Consider the following 19,635-nt stretch of genomic DNA (forward strand, 5'->3'; position numbering starts at 1 on the left):
ATTTGCGCTGTTCCACCACCGTAGTGAGCTTGCCTTCACGTGGTGCGATCGGCTGGAATCGGTGTCGGTGGATACTTGCTGACGCTAAGGAGTTGAGGGCGCGTGGCCGCGGCGGACGTGCGTGGGGATCGGTACAAATGGGTGGCACTGACCAATACGACGATCGGCGTGCTGCTCGCCACGATCGACTCGTCGATCATGCTGATCGCGATGCCGGACATCTTCCGTGGCATCCACCTCGACCCGCTGTTGCCGGAGAACAGCTTCTACCTGCTCTGGATGATCCTCGGCTACCTCGTGACCAGCAGTGTGCTGGTGGTCAGCGTCGGGCGGCTCGGTGACCTGTTCGGCCGGGTCAAGATGTACAACCTCGGGTTCGTCATCTACACCTTCGCCTCGCTCCTGCTCACCATCGACTGGATGACCGGGCACCCCGGCGCGATCTGGCTCTTGGTGTGGCGGATCGTGCAGGGGGTCGGCGGCGCGTTCCTGGTCGGCAACGCCGGCGCGATCCTCACCGACGCGTTCCCGGCCGGCCAGCGCGGGCTGGCGCTGGGCATCAACAACGTCGCCGGGATCAGCGGCACGTTCATCGGGCTCGTCCTGGGCGGGCTGCTCGCCCCGATCAGCTGGCGGCTGGTGTTCCTGATCTCCGTGCCGTGCGGGGTGTTCGGCGCGGTCTGGGCCTACCGGCGGCTGCGCGACGTCTCACGCCGCTCCGGTGAGCCGATCGACTGGCTGGGCAACATCACGTTCGCGGTCGGGCTGATCCTGGTGATGGTCGGCATCACCAGCGGCATCCAGCCCTACGGCGGGCACACGATGGGCTGGACGAGCCCGCTCGTCATGGGCAGCCTCGCGGTCGGGGTCGCGCTGCTGATCGCCTTCGGGATCATCGAGACCCGGGTGCGGTTCCCGATGTTCCGCCTGCCGCTGTTCAAGATCCGCGCGTTCACGTTCGGCACGCTGTCCACGTTCCTGTCCGCGCTCGGCCGCGGCGGGCTGATGTTCATGCTGATCATCTGGCTGCAGGGGATCTGGCTGCCGTTGCACGGCTACAGCTTCGAGGAGACCCCGCTGTGGGCGGGCATCTACATGCTGCCGCTGACGATCGGTTTCCTTGCCGCGGGGCCGGTTTCGGGCTACCTGTCCGACCGGTTCGGGGCGCGGCCGTTCGCCACCTCCGGGATGCTCGGCGCGGCGCTCACGTTCGTCCTGCTGGAGTTGCTGCCGATCGACTTCTCGTATCCGGCGTTCGCGGCGATCCTGCTGCTGAACGGGCTCGCGATGGGCTGTTTCGCGTCGCCGAACCGGGCAGCGGTGATGAACAGCCTGCCGGCGGGCGACCGCGGCGCCGGTGGCGGGATGAACTCGACCTTCCAGAACTCGGCGCAGGTGTTCTCGATCGGGATCTTCTTCTCGCTGATGATCGCCGGGCTCGCCGCGACCCTGCCCTCGGCGCTGACCGCCGGCCTCTCCGCGCACCACGTGCCCGCCGCGGCGACCGCGCAGGTGGCGGGCAGCCCGCCGGTGTCGGTGCTGTTCGCCGCGTTCCTCGGCTACAACCCGATGGAACATCTGTTGGGGGACAACGTGATCTCGCAGCTGCCGCCCGCGGACGCGGCGGCGCTGACCGGGCACTCGTTCTTCCCGGAGCTCATCGCGGGACCGTTCGACTCGGGCCTGCACATCGCGTTCGGGTTCGCCATCGCCGCCTGCCTGATCGCCGCCGGAGCAAGCGCTTTCCGCGGCAGCCGCTATGTGGCGGAGCTGGAGACTCCCGTGCTGTCACAAGGAAAAGCCTCCTGAAACGGGAAACGCCGCCCCGGCTGCCGGGGCGGCGTTCTCCGTTGTGTAGCCCTCAGGCGGGGGGCGGTTGCTGACCCTGGGCGGCGGGATCGGGGTGCTCCGCGCGCCACTTCTCGTCCGAGGAGTTCCAGGCCGCCTCGGCCTGCATCTGGATGTCGGTCATCTGCCGGTCCACCTGCACGATGTCCTTGCCGACCCAGCCGGCCCAGTTCTTGGTGCTCTTGGCGTCCGACATGGTCTTGAGGATCTCGTAGGCCTTCAGCTGGGCCGGGTTGACCGGACGGCCGGCCGCCGCGTCCTCCGCGGCCTTCTTCGACCAGGCCTTGAGCTTGTCGTCGACGTACTTGACCTTCGCCCAGCTGTCCTTGAAGTTGCCCTTCAGCCAGTTCTCGTGCTTCTTCAGCACCGCGATTTCCTGCGGCTTCAAGGCGGACGCCGGATCGGGCACGTTGGTGTTCGCCGGCGGCGGGGTCTCCTCGTGCGGCGTGTTCCCGGACGGCGTGGTCTCGTCGTGCGCCGGCGGTGTCTCGTCGTGGGGGCTGGCCGGAGGAGTCTCGTCGTGGGGACTGGCTGGCGGTGTTTCGTCGTGCGGGCTCGCCGGCGGTGTCTCGTCGTGGGGAGTGTTCGGGGTGTCGTGCGGCGTGGCCGGTGGCGTCTCGTGCGGCGGGTTGAAGTGGTTGTCCGCCGCGAGCCACGTGTCGAACGGGTCGTCCTCGTGCTGGCCGGCCGGCGGTGTCTCGTCGTGGGGACTGGCCGGAGGTGTCTCGTCGTGCGGAGTCGCGGGTGGTGTTTCGTCGTGCGGGCTGGCCGGTGGCGTTTCGTCGTGGGGGGTGTTCGGGGTGTCGTGCGGCGTGGCCGGCGGGGTCTCGTGCGGCGTGCCACCGCCGGTGTGCGGCACCGGGGTCATCTCGTGCGCGCTGCCCGGCCGCGGCGTGGCACCCTTGCCGGTCTTCGCCAGGTCCGCCAGCCGCTTGGCCACGCGGCCGCCGAACGAGATCACCTTCGCCAGTTTCGCCATCATCGCGGCCACCTGGACGGTCGCCGTGATGACGCATTTGGTCACCCCGACCACGATCGAGGCGCCGAACGTGATGATCGCCGTCGCCAGCGCGACCAGCATGGTGGCGATGATGTCGCCGAGCACCGTCGTGATCATGTCGCGGACCAGCGTGCGCACCGCGGCGACGAGCGCGCCGGTGGTCTTGACCACGTACCCGGCGATGTCGACCGAGTGGCCGGCCTCGTCGACCTGGGCCTTGTGCCCTTCCATCCGGGTCTTGAAGCTGTCGTAGCCGGAGCCCTGCCACTGGGTGATCTGGGCCGTCAGCGCGGAATCCAGGTCCTTCCCGGCATTGCGGAGGTCCTCGGCGATCGTGTGCAGCTCCTCGGCGAGCTTGTTCACCCCCGCCGGGTCCCCGGCGACCCAGTCGAGCGGTTTCTTGAGGAACGAGATGTGCTCGATCAGCCAGCCCAGTCCCGCGGCGATCAGTTTGGCGAGCGGGTCCAGCGCGAACGCGACGGTGTCCAGCACCGCGCTGGCCACGTTGATACCCAGCTCGACCCCGATCGCGGCCGCGTCGGCGCCGTGCGCGTTCTTGATCTCGTCGGCCGAGATCGCCACCTGGTGCCAGCTGTCGATGACCCCGGCGCCGCTCGTCGAGTTCGACGAGGTGATCGGTTCTACAACGGTCACTGCCCCAGCTCCTTAGCGAAGTCGCCCAGTCCGGCCAGCGCGGCGTCGTCCTGGTTCTTGTAGGCATCCGCGGCCTTGACGGTCGTGCTGGCGACGTCCGTGATGTCCTGGGACGCCTTGGTGACGTTGTCACCGACCGCGGCCAGCGCGATCCGCGCGGGGATGGCGAGGATCTGCGCGAGGAAGATGCCGAACGCGTTGATGTCGCCACCGTTGGCGGCGTGCACGGCGTCCGAGGATTTCTTGACCGCGGGCGCGGTGGTGTTCGTCAGGTACTCGCCGAACTTGTGCAGTTCCGCGGGATCGACCTTGTACGCGTCTCCGGCCACCGTTTCTCTCCTACCAGGGGTTGTTGTCCTCGTCCTCGTCGTCCACCGGCGCGGGGCGCGTGGGGCGGCGGGGCGGCTGCGGGGCCTGCTGCCGCGGCTGAGACGGTGGCGGGGGCGGCGGCGGTGGCGGGGGAGGCGCAGGTGTGCCCTCCTGGTCATCTTCCTCGTCACTTTCGGGCACGAACTCCCGTAGTATCTCCATCGCCTGGGAGTCCGGGCCGACGAGATCGCCGAAGGCGCCGGACACCTCGGCGGAGACCCGCTGCTGCGCCTCGCCGATCAGCTTCATCACCATCGCGGAAAGCGCTTCCGGCGGCCGGCGGTAGGCGGCGGGCGTGAAGTGGATCTCCTGCAGGACACCGCTCGCGTTGACGGTCACGGTGACGGCGCCGTCCGGGGCCCGCACAGTGGCGGACGCGGTGCGGAGGCGCTCCTGCACCTCCTCCGCCCTCGCCTTGATCTGCTGGAGCTCGGCGTCGAACGCGGCGAACGGGTCTCCATCGCCGCCGGGGGGTGCGAACTGAGTCAATGTTTCCCTTGCCGCCAGGACGAACATGAGCGCTGCGTAGTAGACCAGTGACGGCTGAACTTCCGGGGGCCTGCAGTTGAACGCCAGCTTGCGGCGGCGACTCGATACCCTGCGTGACCGCGGCGGCGGGGTGGCCGAACCGGGCGGCCGGCCACCAGGTGTCCGAAGTGGACGACGACATACCGGATCATTCGTAACACCCCGGTACGGACCGCCGACTGATGGTCGTCAGCGCGTGTCCAAACGCGACGGTCACAACCGGTGAGGGGTTATGAAACGCAATCGCCGAAGACTCATGATGTTCACCCTGGTGGCGGCTGGCGCCACGGCGTTGTCCGTGGCACCGGCGGCCGCGGCGCCGCCGTTCAGTTCGGCCGAGGTCAGTCCCGCGTCGGTCGCGCAGGGGGAGACCTTCACGGTCACCGAGCAGATCTACAACCCGCAGGACTTCACCGTCACGTTCGCCAAGGCGGCGCTCTACAGCACGCCGCGGGCGCTCACCGACATCGCGGATCTGGTGTCCTGCACCGGAACGACGAGCGACTGCTTCGTCTACGGCAGCAGTTTCCGTGCCCCGGTCGGTGATTTGCCCGCCGGCGAGAGCCGGACGGTGACGTTCACCCTGCGCGCCAAGGCGGACGTCGACCCCGGCACCGTCACCCTGCAAACCCAGTTCGCCGGCGACAACTACGCGTTCGACACGCTCGGCGGTCCGGACCTCACGATCACGGGCACGCCGCGCACCGCGGACATCGGTGTTGCGGTGAAGGCCTCGGCGCGCGGCTCGCAGATCACCTACACGATCACCGCGACCAACACCGGCCCCGGTGACGCGACCGGTGTCCGGCTGTCCGCGACCTACCCGTCCGGACTGAACTACGGCGGTTCGGCGACGTGCGCCCGTGTCGGCACGACCCGCCAGGTCACCTGTGACATCGCCGCGCTGCCCTCTGGCACCAGCCGCACGGTCAGCTTCTCGGCGAACACCGGGCTGCTCACCCTGGGCCAGCTCACCACGACCGTGACCCGGCAGGCGAGCACCCCGACGGATCCCCAGGCCGCCAACGACACGGCGAGCGCCACCTGCAACGCGCTGACGGGCCTGCTCGTCCACTGCTGATCCACTCCCCGAAGCGCCCACGCGGGTTCCGCCCGCGTGGGCGTTCAGCGTGCCCGGTAGGCGGCGACCACGCAGGCGAGCGCGATGGCGGCCAGCAGGGACGCCACCGTCCACGCCCACCACGCGGTCATGCTGACCGCGAGGTAGACCTGCATGCCGGCGGTGACCGTGAAGATCAGCGCGCACAGCAGCCACCACCAGCGGTACCGCGTGGGCGCGGCGCCGGAGTCGACGTGCATGACGCATCACCTCGGGCTGTTGGGTATGCCCGAGTTATCGGTGTGGGGCCGCGCGTGTTACGCGCTCCGTGTCCGGGGCGGGTTCAGTGGTGAACGGATGGCGGCTAACGCGTGCTGCTCGACAACTGTCCACATCGGACGTCGCCGGTACTGTGAGCCTCGTGGCGGTGATGGTCGAACGCGGTGTGCTCGACGTCGGGATGGACCTGTGGCAGCTGGGCGAGGTCACCGTGTTCCGCACCTGGTCCGCCGGAATCCGCTTGCCGCACACGGTGAAGCAGGCCCCGCACGAGCCCATCGTCGCGCTGGCCGTGCCGGAGGCGGGTACCGTGGCGCAGCCCTCCGGCGCGCTCCTGATGACGGAACTGGCGTCGTCCCACGACTTTTCCTGGATCGGGCACGGCGCCGCGCGGTGCGTCCAGATCCCGCTGTCCAGCCTGGGTTTGCCGGTGGAGGTGGCGCGGCGGGCCGGTGCCGCGCTGCGGACGAGCCCGCTGTATCGCCTGGTGGCCCGGCATGTGGCCGAGGTGACCCGTGATCCGGACGCGCTCGTCCCGGTGGGCGCGAGCGTGGGCGCCGCGACGGTCGAGCTGGCGCGGGCGCTGCTGGTGTCGGCGGGCCGGCCCGACGCCCTCGCCGGTCCGCTCCTGGCGCGGGTCCGCGGTTACGTCCGGGCCCATCTGGCCGACCCGGCGCTGCGCCCGGCGACGATCGCCAAGGCGCACAACATTTCCGTGCGACACCTGTACAAACTCTGTGCCGACGCCGGTTTCAGCCTGGAACAGTGGATCATCGGCGAGCGCCTGGAGGGGGCCAGGGCGGAGCTCGCGCAGGGTGGCCCGGGGCGGCCGGTCGCCGAGGTGGCGCGGCAGTGGGGGTTCACCGATCCGACCCATTTCAGCCGCCGGTTCCGGGCTGCCTATGGCGTTTCGGCGCGGGAATGGCGGGCGGCGCATTCGCACTGACGATCGGCGCAGGGCCGAAAGTCCTCGTGGATCGGGGCCGAACGCCTGCGGCGGGGCCGCCGCGCCGCCCCTACCGTCGGGGTGGGGTGGTGGAAGGGCAGCGGAGCATGTCGGAGGCACTGGGCGGCGGCCCGATCGTGGTAGGAGTGGACGGATCCGCGGCGGCGATGGGGGCTGTGCGCTGGGCGGCGGACGAGGCTGCGCGGCAGCGCGCGCCGCTGCGGCTCGTGCACGCGGTCGCGACGCCCGCGGCACGCGTGCCCGGTCTCGCGCGGGTGGTCGCTTACCTGCATGTCGAGGGCCGGAAGCTGCTGGCCGAAGCGGCCACCGCGGCGCCGGGAATCGTGGTGACGAAAGCGATCCGCGAGCAGTCGCCGGCCGAGGCACTGCTGGCCGAGTCCAGCACGGCGGCGATGCTGGTGCTAGGCGCGACCGGACAGGGCGCCGTGCCCGGCGTGCCGACCGGTTCGCTGCCCGCGAAGCTCGCGGCGTACGCCCGGTGCCCGGTCGCGGTGGTGCGGGGGCACGGGGACGGGCCGGTGGTCGCGGGCCTCGACGGCGGTCCGCTGTCGGAAGCGGTGATGGCCGTCGCGTTCGAGGAGGCCGCGGACCGCGGGGTCGCGCTGATGGCCGTGCATGCCTGGAGCGACAGCGAATTCGACGAGTCGGCACGCGGTTACCTCGGCTGGGAGGAGATCGCCGGAGCCGAACGCCGCGTGCTGGTCGAAAGCCTCGCGCCGTGGCAGGAGAAGTACCCCGAGGTCCCGGTGAAGCGGGTCGCCGTGCGTGACCGGCCGCGGCAGCTGCTGCTCGAATGGAGCCGGCACGCGCAACTCGTCGTCGTCGGCCACCGCGGCCGTGGCGGCTTCCCGGACCTCGCCCTCGGCTCGGTCGGCCACGCGTTGGTGCAGCACGCGGAATGCCCCGTGCTCGTCGTCCGGCCGGGGAGCTGATCGTCCGGTAGGAATTTCTTCGCGAGAGGATGTCGAGAACGTGCCTGGTGCTCCGACCAGTACGCGAAAGGCACCGCGAGCGAAGGAGTGACCACCGTGAAGTACCTGCTCATCATGCACATGAACCCGGCGAGCTGGGAGTCGCTGACCGAAGCCGAGCGCCAGGCGGTGATGGACGGGCACGGCACGTTCATCGAAACCATCCGCGAGTCCGGCGAGCTGATCAGCACCGAGGCGCTCGGCGACCCGTCGGAGAGCGCGGTCGTCCGGGTGCGCGGCGGCGTGCCGGTCGTGACCGACGGGCCGTACCTGGAGACCAAGGAGTACCTCGGCGGCTACTACCTCGTCGACGTGGAAAACAAGGACCGCGCCTGTGCGCTGGCGGCGCTGATCCCGGACGCGTCGATCGACGGGTGGGGCGTCGAGGTGCGGCCGGTGATGTTCTCGGCCGGCATGGAGATGTGACCGCAGCGGCCCGCGTCGAGGACCTGCTGCGCGAGTGCGCGCCGCAGGTCCTCGGTGCGCTCATCCGCCGGTACGGCCGGTTCGACGCGTGCGAGGACGCCGTACAGGAGGCCCTGCTCGCCGCGACGGTGCAATGGCCGTCGGAGGGGGTGCCGGGGAACCCGCGCGGCTGGCTGGTCACCGTCGCGTCCCGCCGGCTCGTCGACCTAACCCGCAGCGACGAGGCACGGCGGCGGCGCGAGGAAACCGTCGCGGCGATGCCCGTGCCCGGCGAGCAACCACCGGACGAGGACGACACGCTCACGCTGCTTTTCCTGTGCTGCCACCCCGAACTGTCCCCGGCTTCGCAGATCGCGCTCACCCTGCGCGCGGTCGGCGGGCTGACGACGGCGGAGATCGCGCGGGCGTTCCTCGTCCCGGAGGCGACGATGGCGCAACGGATCAGCCGCGCGAAACAGCGGATCAAAGCGGCCGGGGCCCGGTTCCGGATGCCGCCGCCACCGGAGGTCGCCGACCGGCTTCGGGTGGTGCTGCACGTGCTGTACCTGATCTTCAACGAGGGTTACACGGCCAGCTCGGGCCCGGACCTGCAGCGCAACGACCTGACGAGCGAAGCGATCCGGCTGGTCCGCGCGGTGCACGCGCAGTTGCCCGGGGAAGGGGAGGTCGCGGGCCTGCTGGCGTTGATGCTGCTGACCGACGCGCGGCGCCCGGCGCGCACCGGCGCCGGCGGCGCGTTGATCCCGCTGGCCGAACAGGATCGCGGCCGGTGGGACACCGCGTCGATCGCGGAGGGCGTCGCGCTCGTCTCGGACTCGCTGGCACGCTCGGCGCTCGGGCCGTACCAGGTGCAGGCGGCGATCGCCGCCGTGCACGCGGAAGCACCGTCGATGGCGGCCACCGACTGGGCGCAAATCCTGGTGCTGTACCGGATTCTGGAGCGCATCGCGCCGAACCCGATGGTGACGCTGAACCGGGCGGTCGCGGTCGCGATGGTCGACGGACCGCGCGCCGGGCTGGCCGTCCTCGACACGGTCGGCCTGGCCAGGCACCACCGTCTCGACGCGACGCGGGCGCATCTGCTCGCGATGGCCGGCGACACCGAAAAGGCCCGCGAGTACTACGAGCGCGCCGCGCGAGGGACGGCGAGCATCCCGGAGCGGCGGTACCTGGAAGGCCGGCTGCGGAACCTGTGAGCTCCCGCGCCAATCAGTTCACCAGCACGATTTTTCCGCGCGCGTGACGGGTCTCGCTCAGCTCGTGCGCCGCCGCGGCCTCGGCGAGCGGGAACTCGGCCGCGACCGGCACTCGTAGCCGGCCCTCGCCCGCGAGGGTGACCGCGATCGTGAGGCCGTGCACCGCCACCGGGTCGGCGTGTCCCACGGCCGAGCCTTCGCCGTCGGACGGGGCTCCGTGCGACAGGTGTACGCCGTGGGACGCCGCGCCGACGTCGGCGATCGTCACCACGCGCGCCGGATCCCCGGCGATGGCGACCAGGTCGGGCAGTGACCCGCCGGCGCAGTCGAAAACCGCGTCCACTCCTGCCGGTGCGAGCGCGCGGACCCGTTCGGCCAGCCCCGCCCCGTACGTCGTCGGTTCCGCGCCGAGGGAACGCAGGAAATCGTGGTTGTGCTCGCTTGCGGTGCCGATGACGGTGGCGCCGCGGGCGACCGCGAGCTGGACGGCGACCGTGCCCACGGCGCCGGCCGCACCCTGGATGAGCACGGTGTGCCCGCTGCCGGCCGCGAGCCGGTCCAAGACCCGCGTGGCGGTCTCGGCGCTGCCGGCGGCGCCGCCCGCCTCCGTCCAGGTCCACGCGGCCGGTTTGGGCGCCCAGGCGGTGAGGATCGCGAAATCGGCGTTGGTGCCGCGGATGGCGGTGGCGGCCATGCCGAACACCTCGTCGCCTATGCCCACGCCGGTGACGCCGCCGCCGATCTCGTCCACGACGCCGGCGGCGTCGAATCCGGTCCTGAAGGGGAACTCCACCGGCACGACCGCACGCATCGCCCCGGAGCGGATCCGGACCTCGCCGGGCGCGACCCCGGAGGCCCGGACCGCGACGCGGATCTCGCCCGGACCGGCGTGCGGCGCCGCCACCTCGGCGACGTGGACAACGGTGGCCGGGCCGTACTCGGCGAACTGAACTGATCTCATGCGCCGACCGTAACGAAGCACCCCGTCCGTTTGGCTAAAGTGAGAACCGTGACGGCCAAAGCGAGAGTGCGGCTGCGTTCGGACGCCCGCGACAACCGCGCGCGCATCCTCGCGGTCGCCCGCGCCGCCTTCGCCGCCGAGGGCCTCGACGTGCCGATCCGCGAGATCGCCCGGCGCGCCGAGGTCGGTGTCGCCACCGTCTACCGGCACTTCCCGGCCAAGGAGGCGCTGCTGACCGAGGCGTTCGCCGAGCGGATGGCCACCTGCTCGGCGATCGTGGCGGAAGGACTGGCGGCGGCCGACCCCTGGCACGGGTTTCGGTCGGTGATCGAGAAATTCATGGAACTGCATGCCCTCGACCGCGGCCTCGCGAGCGCGTTCACCTCGCAACTGCCCGACGCGGCCGCCCTCGCGGCGGAGCGTGATCGCACGCTGCGCTTGCTGCGCGAACTGATCCGGCGCGCCAAGGAGACCGGCCCGCTGCGAGCGGACTTCGTGCTGGAGGACGTCGTTCTGGCGCTGATGGCCAACGAAGGCATCCGCGCCGACTCGCCCCAGTTGAGGGTGGCGGCTTCACGCCGCTTCGCGGCCCTGATGCTCCAGTCGTTCCAGGCAGACCCGGTTCTGCTGCCCCTTCCCCCGGCGGTCGGGCTCCCGCTTCCGAGACGCTAGGACGCCGCTGTCCGAACCGGAACGGTGACAGAGCCGTGATGGGTTCGTGCTGGAAGAACGAAGAAGCCGGCTCGCCGCGCTGCTCCGCCTGGAGCTGCCCGGCCTCGTCGACGAGATGACACGGGAGATCCGCCAGGCAGTGCCCGAGTACGGGAAACCCCTGGACGACGCGCGCGCGGGCGTGCTCAGGGACCGGGTGCAGTACACCGTCAAACTGTTCCTCGACCTGCTCGAACATCCCCATCCGACCCGCGCCGACGCCAACCGGATGTTCCGCGGTATCGGCCGCGCGGAAGGGCACGCGGGCCGCACGCTCGACCCGCTGCACGCGGCGCTGCGCACCGGCGGCCGCGTCGGATGGCGGCGGGTGGTCCGGGTCGAGCGGCAGCGCTCCCTGCCCGCCGCGGACGTCTCGCTGCTCGCCGACCGGTTGCTCGGGTTCCTCGACGAACTGGCCGCGCTGTCGGTACGCGGCCACCGCGAGGCGCAGAGCAGGGCGAACGACGCCGGCCGCGGGATCCGCCGGCGGCTGCTGCAGCTCATGCTGAAGCGACCCGCTGTGCCGCCCACGACCATCGCCGACCTGGCCCGCACGATCGGCTGGCCGGTGCCCGAGCAGTGCGCGCTGGTCGCGGTCGACGCCGAGCCCACCGGGCACCTGCGCCCCGATCCCGTGCTGGGCACCGACGTGCTCGCCGATCTGCGCGAACCCGAACCGTGCCTGCTGCTGCCGGGACCGGTCACCAGCGAACGGCTGCAACGGCTGTCCGCCGCGTTCCACGGGGTCCGGGTCGCGGTCGGGCCGACCGTGCCGGTCGCCGACGCGCCGTCGTCGCTGCGCTGGGCCCGGCAGGCGTTGCGGCTGGTCGCGGACGGGGTGCTGCCCGATGTGCCGGTCACGGTGTGCGCGGACCACTGGTCCACGCTCTGGCTGCTGAGCGATCCCTCGCTGCTCAACCAGGTCACCAAGCGCCGGCTCGCCCCGCTCAACACCTTCCCGGCGAAGCAGCGCGCGCGGCTGGCCGGCACGCTGTTCGCGTGGGTGCAGGCGCAGGGCAACGTGCAGGAGACCGCCACGAGCCTGCGAGTGCACCCGCGGACCGTGCGGTACCGGATGCGGCAGATCGAAGACGCGTTCGGCGCGGACCTGCGCGACCCGACGGCACGGTTCGAGATCGAGGTCGCACTGCGCGCGCTCGATCTGCTGGGGCTCCAGCACTAACTTGTGATCATGCCTGACAAGCCCCGCCACCCGCACTGGTACGAGGAGGGGAAGGAGCCCGACTACCGCTTCACCCTCGCCAACGAGCGGACCTTCCTCGCCTGGCTGCGCACCGCGCTCGCGTTGCTGGCCGGTGCGATCGCGCTCGCCCAGTTCTTCCCGCGGTTCAGCATCGCCGGGCTGCGCACCGGGCTGGCCGCCCTGCTGGCCGTGGCCGGCACGCTGCTCGCGGCGCTGTCCTACCGGCGGTGGGCCCAGGTCCAGCGCGCGATGCGCAACGACCGGCCGCTGCCGATGACGTGGTTGCCGCTGATCGTCGGCTGGGCCGCGGCGCTGGCCGGGCTCGTGGTGTTCGTCCTCGTCCTGACGCACACGGCGTGACCACCCGCGACCCCGGGCTGCAGCCCGAACGCACCACGCTGGCGTGGCAGCGCACCGGCCTGTCCGCCGCGGTGGTCGCCGTGCTGCTGATCCGCAGCGGCATCGTCGGCGGCTCGCCACTCGAGATCGCGGCCGGCGCGTGCGCGGCGTTCGTCGTACTGCTGTGCGCACTGGCCGCCCGGTCGGTGCCCAGCGCGCGGGTCCGGCTATGGCTGGTGACCGTCGCGGTGCTCGCGTGCGGGTTGTGCACGACCGTGTCGTTGTTCCTCTCACATTGACGGGGACGGCGCCGCCGACCGAAACTCGAACCGGCCGAACAAAGGAGTGGCATGGATCTGGGCTCGTACGTGGCGGACTGGCAGCCGGGCCCGGTGACCTCGGCCGACGAGCTGCCGCCCGGTCCGGCGGCCGCGCTCGCCGCCGTCTTCGACCAGGCTCCGCCCGGCGGGGCGCTGCCGCCGCTGTGGCACTGGCTGTACTTCCTCGACTGGCCACCGCAGCGTGAGCTCGGCGACGACGGGCATCCGCGCGACGGGCATTTCCTCCCGCCGATCCCGGCCCGCCGCCGCATGTTCGCCGGTGGCCGGCTCGACGTGCGCCGGCCGCTGACGCCCGGCACGCCCGCCGAACGGGTCAGCAGCCTCGGCGAGGTCGCGGTCAAGCAGGGCAGCACCGGCGAGATGCTGTTCGTGACCGTGCGCCACGAGATCAGCCAGGATTCGAGCTTGTGCGTCGTCGAGGAGCAGGACATCGTGTACCGCTCGGGCGAGGACGAGCGGCGGGGCGGCATGCTGTCGTCCACTGTGGACGAAGTGCCGGAGTCCGATGCCGAACTGCAGCTGGCGGCGCGGCCGGATTCGCGGTTGCTGTTCCGGTTCAGCGCGCTGACCGCGAACGCGCACCGCATCCACTACGACGAGCCGTACACGCGAGACGTCGAAGGTTATCCCGGACTGGTGGTGCACGGCCCGTTGCTGGTGCTGCTGATGCTGGAACTGGTGCGGGACAAGGAAGTCCGCTCGCTGTCCTACCGGCTGCGGCGGCCGGTGTTCGCCGGCGAGCACCTGCGGGCGCTCGGTGATCCGGCCGGCGGCGGTGTGAGCCTGCGCATCGCCACCGCGAAGGAAGAGCGCAACGCCACGGCCGAGGTGAGGTTCGCATGACCGTCCACTTCGAACAGATCGTCGCCGCACGGGCGCTGCTCTTCGTGCCGGGTGACCGCCCCGACCGGTTCGACAAGGCTGTCGCGTCGGGTGCCGACGGGGTGATCGTCGACCTCGAAGACGCCGTCGCCGACGCCGACAAGGACGCGGCGCGTTCGCAGGTGGACGAATGGCTTTCCCGCGGTGGCGAGGCGCTGGTGCGGATCAACGGCAGTGGCACGCCGCAGTTCGAGGCCGACCTGGAGCTCGTGGCGAAGCACGGTTGCCCGGTGGTGCTGCCCAAGGCCGAGGATCCGCGGGTGCTGGCCGGGATCGAGGTGCCGCTGGTGCCAATCCTGGAAACGGCGCTCGGGATCGAGGCCGCGATGGCGTTGTGCGCGGTGAAGAACGTGGCGCGGGTGGCGTTCGGCAGTGTCGATCTGGCGACCCAGCTGGGGGTCCGGCACGACGACGAGCTGGCGCTGGGCTACGCCCGCTCGCGGCTGGTGCTCGCGAGCACCGCCAACGGGATCGCGCCGCCGATCGACGGCGTCACCACCACCCTCGACGAGGAAAGCGCTCTCATCGCGGACATCCAGCACGCCCGCCGGCTCGGTTTCGGCGCCAAGCTGTGCATCCATCCCAAGCAGGTGCCCGTGGTGCGCAAGGGTTTCCTGCCGACGGAGGAGGAGCTGCGGTGGGCGCGGCAGGTGCTCACGGCCGGTGCGTCGGCGTCCGCTGTGGACGGTCAGATGGTGGACCGGCCGGTGCTGGAACGCGCCCGGCGACTGCTCGCGCAGCAGTAGGGGAGACGCGCGATGCTGCCGCTGGAGGGGTTCACCGTCGTCAGCCTCGAACAGGCCGTCGCCGCGCCGTTCGCGACGCGGCATCTCGCGGACCAGGGCGCGCGCGTGCTGAAGATCGAACGGGTCGACGGCGGGGATTTCGCGCGGGCGTATGACGGTTCGGTGCGCGGGATGGCTTCGCACTTCGTGTGGCTCAACCGGGGCAAGGAATCCGTCGCGCTGGACGCCAAGACCGAGGAGGGGCTCGCGCTGCTGCGGGCACTGATCGCCCGGGCGGACGTGTTCGTGCAGAACCTGGCGCCGGGTGCGGCGGCACGGTTGGGTTTGTCCGCGGCGGAGTTGCGGGCCGGGCGGCCGGAGCTGGTGGTCGTCGACATGTCGGGCTACGGCTCGTCGGGTCCGTACCGGGACAGGCGCGCGTACGACCTGCTGGTGCAGAGCGAAGGCGGGCTGGTGTCGATCACCGGCACGCCTGAGGCACCGGCGAAGACCGGGATCCCGACGGCCGACATCGCGGCCGGGATGTACGCGTACTCGGGTGTGCTCGCGGCGCTGTTGCGGCGCGGGCGGACCGGCGAGGGCGCGCACCTGGAAGTGTCCATGTTGGACGCCATCGCGGAGTGGATGGGTCATCCGCTCTACCTCGCGGCGCACACCGGGGAGCAGCCGCCGCGGGCGGGGCTGAGCCATCCGGTGATCGTGCCCTACGACGCGTACCCGACGGCGGACGGCACCGAGGTGCTGATCGGCATCCAGAACGATCGGGGCTGGGTGCGGCTGGCCACGGAGGTGCTGGGCCGTCCGGAGCTGGCGGACGACCCGGATTTCGCGACGAACATCGCCCGGGTGCGCAACCGCGCGCGGGTCGACGAGGCGGTCACGGCCGGCACGAAAGCGCTTTCCGCGGCGGAGCTGACCCGCCGCCTCGACGCGGCCGGCATCCCCGCCGCGCGGCTGAACACGGTGCGGCAACTGATCGAGCACCCGCAACTGTCCGAACGCGACAGATGGCGCACCGTCGGCACGCCGGTCGGTGACATCAGCGCGGTGCTGCCGCCGGCGACGTTCGCCGACACCGAGGCCAGGATGGGCCCGGTCCCGGCCCACGGGGAGCACACCGCCGCGGTCCTCACGGAACTCGGCTACACCGAACCGGACATCGCCGCCCTCGCCACCCGCGGCATCATCCACACCACCTGACCCCCCGCGAGTCCGACCCCCACGACACCGAGTCCGACGCTCGCGACGGCGAGTCCGACGCTCGCGACGCCGAGTTGGCCACTCACGACACCGAGTTCGACGTTCGCGCGGTTCTTACCGGTCGTAGTACTGCGAACCCTGACCGTACGGCCGGGTCTGATCCCAGTCCCGTGGCGGTGGCGTGGTCCGCGTGTTCGTCCGCCGGAGGGCGGCGCCTGCGGTGCTGACCAGCAGCAGCGTGATCACCAGGCCGATCAGCAGGTTCAGTAGGGCGGTCGCGATCTTGGTCTCCTGGGCCACGTTGAGGCTCAGCGGCACCACGACCCCGATCAGCGTCACCAGCACCATGATCCACCCGAAGAACGTCGTCGGCTTCGGGGTGGCGATGGACAGCAGGTGCAGCAGCCCGGTGGCGGCCAGCGCGACGAGCGCGGAAGCGATCGCGTACGTGACGGTGTTGGCGTTGCCCCACACCCCCGAGCCCTTGGGCGCCAGGATCGACACCCCGGCGAGACCCCGCGCGATCAGGATGCCGACGACCGCCGTCAGGGCCGCGACCACCGCGGTCGCGGCGCCGCCCGCCCACAGCCGGGCCGGATCGAGCCGGAGCTGCCTGTTGTAGTCGGTCATCGCTGCGCCCCTCCTGGAATCGGCCCGCCGGGCTACCCGCTCACCACCACGGTAAACCCCTATCGGGCCGTGAGCAGCAGTTGCAGGTGCCACGCCAGCCGTTCGCGTGGATCGTCGAGGTGCAGGCCGCCGACCTCGGTCGCGCGGCGGAGGCGGTGCCGGAGGGTGTTGGGGTGGATGTGCAGCACCGTCGCGGCTGCGCGGACGTCGCCGAGGGCGTCGAGGTAGGCCAGCAGCGACGTGACCAGCTCCGTCCCGTGCTCGGCGTCGTGCGCGACGAGCGCGCTGACCGCCGGGTCGCGCAGCTCCGGGTTCGCCGCCAGCAGCGACAGTGTCTCGTCGAGCAGGATCTCGGCGCGCAGGTCGGAGATCGTCGCCACGTCGCGGCCGGTGCGGGCCATCGCGTCGAGCACGCGGTCCGCTTCGGCGCGCGACCGCACCACGTCGCCGAGCGCCGGCACCGCCGACCCGATGCCCGCCTGCGCCCGCATCCCGGCGCGTGCCAGGGCACCCACGATATGACCGGCCACAGTGGACAGTGAAGGGCCGGCTTCCGGCAGCACCGCGTACACCCGCGAGCCCACCGTGCCGACCAGCGCGCCCCGCCGGTACGACGTCGCGTGCACCGACACCACATTGCTCAGTTCCAGTTGGTGCAGCTCATGTTCCGACCGGTCCCGCTCGACTTCGCGTGCCGTGAACGCCAGCACCGTCACCGGCGCCGACGGGTCCAGCCCGAGCTGCCCGGCCACCAGATCCGCGCTGATCCGCCCGTCCAGCAGGCCCTCGACCAGGTCCTCGCGCGGCCGGACGCTCGGCGAGCGCCGCCGCAGCAGTTGCACGGCGGCCAGTCGCGCGGCGCCCAAGAGAGCGCTTTCCGCGCGCTCCGCGAACGGTTGCGCGCCCTCCTGCACCCAGATCGTGCCGAGATGCTGTGTGCCGGCGCGGATGCCGACCGCGAGCCGCCGCCGGATGCCCAGCTCGGGCCGCTCGTCGACGCGCACGACCTCCTCGCTCGAGCGCAGCCGCTGGTAGACGCCCCATTCGCGGAGTAGCGCCAGGTACTGCTCCGGCCCTTCCCAGCCGAGGATCGACAGCCTGCGCAGCTCGTCGATCTCGTCGTCGGACCGGGAGTAGGCGAGCACCCGGTGGCCCGCGTCCTCGATCGTCACGCTGCCCGCGGTCAGCACGGCCACGGTCTGCGCGAGGGAGAACAGGTCTCCACTGTCCGAAGTGGAATCCGCGGTGAGGCTCGCCGCCTCGAGCACCTCGCGCAGCAGGGTCTGCAGCTGGTCCCACCGCATGCGCGACCCGACGGTCAGCAGGGCGATCCCGCCCTCCTCCGCGGCCGCGCGCAGCTCGTCGAGCGGGCCGTCGTGCTTCACGACGGCGGCCGCCGCGCCGGCTCGCGCCGCGGCGCGCACCGAGCGGACCGCGTTCCGTCCGCGCGCGCCCACGAGCAGCACCAGTTCGCCGGGGAAACCGCCCGCGTCGTCGTCGAAGATCCCGACACCGCGCACGGGCACGTCGAGACCACCCGCGACGGGCTGCAGCAGCGGCTCGCCGACGGCCAGGAGCAGCTGGCGCAGCGGCAGGCTGGGTGTTGTGCGATCGGACAAGGTCACCCTCTCGATATTAGCCGATCGACCAGTCCGGCAGGCCTGGTTCGCTGCCTAGCCTTGGCGCATGGACGCGCTCACCCACCCGCCCGCGCCGCGCAACGAACCGGCGCGCGACTACGCCCCCGACTCACCGGAACGAGCGAGCCTGACCGCCGAACTCGCCCGGCTCTCCGGCGAGCGGTTCGAGCTCACCGCCACCATCGACGGCGAGCAACGGATGGCTGGTGGCGCCACGATCGACGTCGTGCAGCCGCACAATCACGCGCACGTGCTCGGCACGATGCACAACTCGACGCACGAGGACGCGAAGGCCGCGGTCGCCGCCGCGCTGCGCGCCGCCCCCGCGTGGCGCGAGTTGCCGTTCGACGAGCGCGCCGCGGTGCTGCTGCGCGCCGCCGACCTGCTGTCCGGGCCGTGGCGCGACACGATGAACGCCGCCACGATGCTCGGCCAGTCGAAAACCGTTGTGCAGGCGGAAATCGACGTGGCGTGCGAGCTGGCCGACTTCTGGCGGTTCAACGTGCACTTCGCGCGTCAGATCCACGCCGGGCAGCCGGCGAGCAGCCCCGGTGTCTGGAACCGCACCGACTACCGGCCGCTGGAAGGGTTCGTCTACGCGATCACCCCGTTCAACTTCACCGCGATCGCCGGGAACCTGCCGACCGCGCCCGCGCTGATGGGCAACACGGTGATCTGGAAGCCCTCGCCGACGCAGGCGCTCTCGGCGCAGCTGACCATGCGCCTGCTCGAAGAAGCCGGCCTGCCGCCGGGCGTGATCAACCTGCTGCCGGGCGACGGGCTGGCGGTGTCCGATGTGGTCCTCGCCGACCCCGCGCTCGCCGGGATCCACTTCACCGGGTCCACCAGGACGTTCCAGCATCTGTGGTCGACGGTCGGCGCGAACATCGCGAACTACCGCACGTATCCGCGGCTGGTGGGGGAGACCGGCGGCAAGGACTTCGTGGTGGCGCACGCTTCCGCGGATGTCGACGTGCTGCGGACGGCGTTGGTGCGCGGCGCTTTCGAGTACCAGGGGCAGAAATGCTCGGCCGCGTCGCGGGCGTTCGTGCCGCGTTCGGTCTGGGCGAAGCTGAAGGACGATCTGGTGTCCGAAGTGGACTCGCTCGCGATGGGCGATGTCACGGACTTCCGGAACTTCCTGGGCGCGGTGATCGACCGGCGTGCGTTCGACCGGCTCGCCGGCGTGCTGGGGAAGGCGAACGCGGCGTCCGATCTGGACGTGGTCGCCGGTGGCCGGGCGGACGACTCGGAGGGATTTTTCGTGCGTCCCACCGTGATCGTGGGCGAGGACCCGGCGAACGAGGTGTTCACAACGGAGTTCTTCGGCCCGCTGCTGGCGGTGCACGTGTACGCCGACGGCGACTACGACCGGGTGCTCGCGCAGGTCGACAAGGGTGCCCCGTACGGGCTGACCGGCTCGGTGATCGCCACCGACCGGGCCGCGGTGCGGCAGGCGAGCGAGGCGCTGCGCTTCGCCGCCGGCAACTTCTACGTCAACGACAAGCCGACCGGTGCGGTCGTCGGGCAGCAGCCGTTCGGTGGCGCGCGGGCGTCGGGCACGAACGACAAGGCGGGCTCGATCGCCAACCTCCAGCGCTGGGCGAGCCCCCGGTCGATCAAGGAGAACCTGTTGCCGCCCAAGGCCAGCGGCTACCCGCACCAGGGCTGAAAGGAGACGGT

The 19,635-nt window shown here is 71.4% G+C and carries 21 protein-coding genes; 14 read left to right on the top strand and 7 right to left on the bottom strand.

Annotated elements, in window-relative coordinates; genetic code table 11:
• Nucleotides 1-102: 102 nt before the first annotated feature.
• Nucleotides 103-1,809, top strand: coding sequence for an MFS transporter (locus LOZ83_RS35300; RefSeq protein ID WP_236796207.1), 1,707 nt, complete (start codon nt 103-105; stop codon nt 1,807-1,809).
• 52 nt (nt 1,810-1,861) lie between these two features.
• Here LOZ83_RS35300 and LOZ83_RS35305 read toward each other — a convergent pair whose 3' ends face one another.
• Genes LOZ83_RS35305 through LOZ83_RS35315 form a run of 3 tightly spaced genes read right to left on the bottom strand, consistent with a single transcriptional unit; the run spans nt 1,862 to nt 4,387 of the window.
• The gene (locus LOZ83_RS35305; protein WP_236796208.1) at nt 1,862-3,502 is read right to left on the bottom strand and encodes a hypothetical protein; all 1,641 of its coding nucleotides are present in this window, start codon (nt 3,500-3,502) and stop codon (nt 1,862-1,864) included.
• Nucleotides 3,499-3,831: a hypothetical protein gene (locus tag LOZ83_RS35310; RefSeq protein WP_236796209.1), complete on the bottom strand. Its 333-nt coding sequence runs from the start codon at nt 3,829-3,831 to the stop codon at nt 3,499-3,501. Before LOZ83_RS35310 ends, LOZ83_RS35305 begins: the two co-directional genes overlap by 4 nt.
• A 10-nt stretch (nt 3,832-3,841) precedes the next feature.
• Nucleotides 3,842-4,387 carry a YbaB/EbfC family nucleoid-associated protein gene (locus tag LOZ83_RS35315; protein ID WP_236796210.1) on the bottom strand — a complete coding sequence of 182 codons (546 nt, stop codon included), beginning with the start codon at nt 4,385-4,387 and terminating at the stop codon, nt 3,842-3,844.
• 268 nt (nt 4,388-4,655) lie between these two features.
• Here LOZ83_RS35315 and LOZ83_RS35320 point away from each other — a divergent pair, with 268 nt between their 5' ends.
• Nucleotides 4,656-5,480, top strand: a complete 825-nt coding sequence (locus LOZ83_RS35320; protein ID WP_308190374.1) for a hypothetical protein — start codon at nt 4,656-4,658, stop codon at nt 5,478-5,480.
• Nucleotides 5,481-5,524: 44 nt separating this feature from the next.
• Here the strand turns inward: LOZ83_RS35320 and LOZ83_RS35325 are convergent, their stop codons facing one another.
• A complete protein-coding gene (locus LOZ83_RS35325; RefSeq protein ID WP_236796211.1) occupies nt 5,525-5,719 on the bottom strand; it encodes a hypothetical protein in 195 nt (64 codons plus the stop codon).
• A 170-nt stretch (nt 5,720-5,889) separates the two neighbouring features.
• On the opposite strand from LOZ83_RS35325, the gene LOZ83_RS35330 reads away from it, so the two are divergent.
• The 4 genes from LOZ83_RS35330 (at nt 5,890) to LOZ83_RS35345 (ending at nt 9,298) form a co-directional block, all read left to right on the top strand.
• Complete coding sequence (locus LOZ83_RS35330; RefSeq protein ID WP_236796278.1) at nt 5,890-6,684, top strand: helix-turn-helix domain-containing protein; 795 nt, start codon at nt 5,890-5,892, stop codon at nt 6,682-6,684.
• Nucleotides 6,685-6,791: 107 nt separating this feature from the next.
• On the top strand, nt 6,792-7,637 hold the full coding sequence (locus LOZ83_RS35335) for a universal stress protein (RefSeq protein WP_236796212.1): 846 nt from the start codon (nt 6,792-6,794) through the stop codon (nt 7,635-7,637).
• A gap of 96 nt (nt 7,638-7,733) precedes the next feature.
• The gene (locus LOZ83_RS35340) at nt 7,734-8,102 is read left to right on the top strand and encodes a YciI family protein (protein ID WP_236796213.1); all 369 of its coding nucleotides are present in this window, start codon (nt 7,734-7,736) and stop codon (nt 8,100-8,102) included.
• Nucleotides 8,099-9,298: an RNA polymerase sigma factor gene (locus tag LOZ83_RS35345; protein ID WP_236796214.1), complete on the top strand. Its 1,200-nt coding sequence runs from the start codon at nt 8,099-8,101 to the stop codon at nt 9,296-9,298. Before LOZ83_RS35340 ends, LOZ83_RS35345 begins: the two co-directional genes overlap by 4 nt.
• A gap of 13 nt (nt 9,299-9,311) precedes the next feature.
• On the opposite strand, the gene LOZ83_RS35350 is transcribed toward LOZ83_RS35345, so the two are convergent.
• Complete coding sequence (locus tag LOZ83_RS35350; RefSeq protein ID WP_236796215.1) at nt 9,312-10,259, bottom strand: NADP-dependent oxidoreductase; 948 nt, start codon at nt 10,257-10,259, stop codon at nt 9,312-9,314.
• A 48-nt stretch (nt 10,260-10,307) separates the two neighbouring features.
• On the opposite strand from LOZ83_RS35350, the gene LOZ83_RS35355 reads away from it, so the two are divergent.
• The 7 genes from LOZ83_RS35355 to LOZ83_RS35385 are packed head-to-tail and all read left to right on the top strand — an operon-like array spanning nt 10,308 to nt 15,682.
• On the top strand, nt 10,308-10,931 hold the full coding sequence (locus LOZ83_RS35355) for a TetR/AcrR family transcriptional regulator (protein WP_236796216.1): 624 nt from the start codon (nt 10,308-10,310) through the stop codon (nt 10,929-10,931).
• 46 nt (nt 10,932-10,977) lie between these two features.
• Nucleotides 10,978-12,153 carry a CdaR family transcriptional regulator gene (locus tag LOZ83_RS35360; RefSeq protein ID WP_236796217.1) on the top strand — a complete coding sequence of 392 codons (1,176 nt, stop codon included), beginning with the start codon at nt 10,978-10,980 and terminating at the stop codon, nt 12,151-12,153.
• Nucleotides 12,154-12,162: 9 nt separating this feature from the next.
• Nucleotides 12,163-12,534 (top strand): YidH family protein, encoded by a 372-nt coding sequence (locus LOZ83_RS35365; protein ID WP_236796218.1) that lies wholly within the window; start codon nt 12,163-12,165, stop codon nt 12,532-12,534.
• Nucleotides 12,531-12,812, top strand: a complete 282-nt coding sequence (locus LOZ83_RS35370; RefSeq protein WP_236796219.1) for a DUF202 domain-containing protein — start codon at nt 12,531-12,533, stop codon at nt 12,810-12,812. Before LOZ83_RS35365 ends, LOZ83_RS35370 begins: the two co-directional genes overlap by 4 nt.
• Nucleotides 12,813-12,863: 51 nt before the next feature.
• Nucleotides 12,864-13,697: a hypothetical protein gene (locus tag LOZ83_RS35375; protein ID WP_236796220.1), complete on the top strand. Its 834-nt coding sequence runs from the start codon at nt 12,864-12,866 to the stop codon at nt 13,695-13,697.
• Entirely contained in the window at nt 13,694-14,482 is a 789-nt protein-coding gene (locus LOZ83_RS35380; protein WP_236796221.1) for a CoA ester lyase, read from the top strand. The genes LOZ83_RS35375 and LOZ83_RS35380 overlap by 4 nt, the downstream gene beginning before the upstream one ends.
• A 12-nt stretch (nt 14,483-14,494) precedes the next feature.
• Nucleotides 14,495-15,682, top strand: coding sequence for a CaiB/BaiF CoA-transferase family protein (locus LOZ83_RS35385; RefSeq protein WP_236796222.1), 1,188 nt, complete (start codon nt 14,495-14,497; stop codon nt 15,680-15,682).
• A 114-nt stretch (nt 15,683-15,796) separates the two neighbouring features.
• Here LOZ83_RS35385 and LOZ83_RS35390 read toward each other — a convergent pair whose 3' ends face one another.
• Both LOZ83_RS35390 and LOZ83_RS35395 read right to left on the bottom strand, forming a co-directional pair.
• Nucleotides 15,797-16,312 (bottom strand): DUF6069 family protein, encoded by a 516-nt coding sequence (locus LOZ83_RS35390; protein ID WP_236796223.1) that lies wholly within the window; start codon nt 16,310-16,312, stop codon nt 15,797-15,799.
• 59 nt (nt 16,313-16,371) lie between these two features.
• Nucleotides 16,372-17,937, bottom strand: coding sequence for a CdaR family transcriptional regulator (locus LOZ83_RS35395; protein ID WP_236796224.1), 1,566 nt, complete (start codon nt 17,935-17,937; stop codon nt 16,372-16,374).
• Between the two features lie 61 nt (nt 17,938-17,998).
• On the opposite strand from LOZ83_RS35395, the gene pruA reads away from it, so the two are divergent.
• A complete protein-coding gene (gene pruA, locus LOZ83_RS35400) occupies nt 17,999-19,624 on the top strand; it encodes an L-glutamate gamma-semialdehyde dehydrogenase (protein ID WP_236796225.1) in 1,626 nt (541 codons plus the stop codon).
• The last annotated feature ends 11 nt before the right edge of the window (nt 19,625-19,635 follow it).

This window comes from Amycolatopsis sp. GM8 (assembly GCF_021653975.1).
Lineage (GTDB): Bacteria > Actinomycetota > Actinomycetes > Mycobacteriales > Pseudonocardiaceae > Amycolatopsis_E.

Coding starts and splice junctions, on each gene's coding strand:
- LOZ83_RS35330 (WP_236796278.1), top strand. CDS start 5,890: ATGGTCGAACGCGGTGTGCTCGACGTCGGGATGGACCTGTGGCAGCTG.
- LOZ83_RS35335 (WP_236796212.1), top strand. CDS start 6,792: ATGTCGGAGGCACTGGGCGGCGGCCCGATCGTGGTAGGAGTGGACGGA.
- pruA (WP_236796225.1), top strand. CDS start 17,999: ATGGACGCGCTCACCCACCCGCCCGCGCCGCGCAACGAACCGGCGCGC.
- LOZ83_RS35325 (WP_236796211.1), bottom strand. CDS start 5,719: ATGCACGTCGACTCCGGCGCCGCGCCCACGCGGTACCGCTGGTGGTGG.
- LOZ83_RS35320 (WP_308190374.1), top strand. CDS start 4,656: ATGATGTTCACCCTGGTGGCGGCTGGCGCCACGGCGTTGTCCGTGGCA.
- LOZ83_RS35350 (WP_236796215.1), bottom strand. CDS start 10,259: ATGAGATCAGTTCAGTTCGCCGAGTACGGCCCGGCCACCGTTGTCCAC.
- LOZ83_RS35365 (WP_236796218.1), top strand. CDS start 12,163: ATGCCTGACAAGCCCCGCCACCCGCACTGGTACGAGGAGGGGAAGGAG.
- LOZ83_RS35375 (WP_236796220.1), top strand. CDS start 12,864: ATGGATCTGGGCTCGTACGTGGCGGACTGGCAGCCGGGCCCGGTGACC.
- LOZ83_RS35390 (WP_236796223.1), bottom strand. CDS start 16,312: ATGACCGACTACAACAGGCAGCTCCGGCTCGATCCGGCCCGGCTGTGG.
- LOZ83_RS35380 (WP_236796221.1), top strand. CDS start 13,694: ATGACCGTCCACTTCGAACAGATCGTCGCCGCACGGGCGCTGCTCTTC.
- LOZ83_RS35385 (WP_236796222.1), top strand. CDS start 14,495: ATGCTGCCGCTGGAGGGGTTCACCGTCGTCAGCCTCGAACAGGCCGTC.
- LOZ83_RS35315 (WP_236796210.1), bottom strand. CDS start 4,387: ATGTTCGTCCTGGCGGCAAGGGAAACATTGACTCAGTTCGCACCCCCC.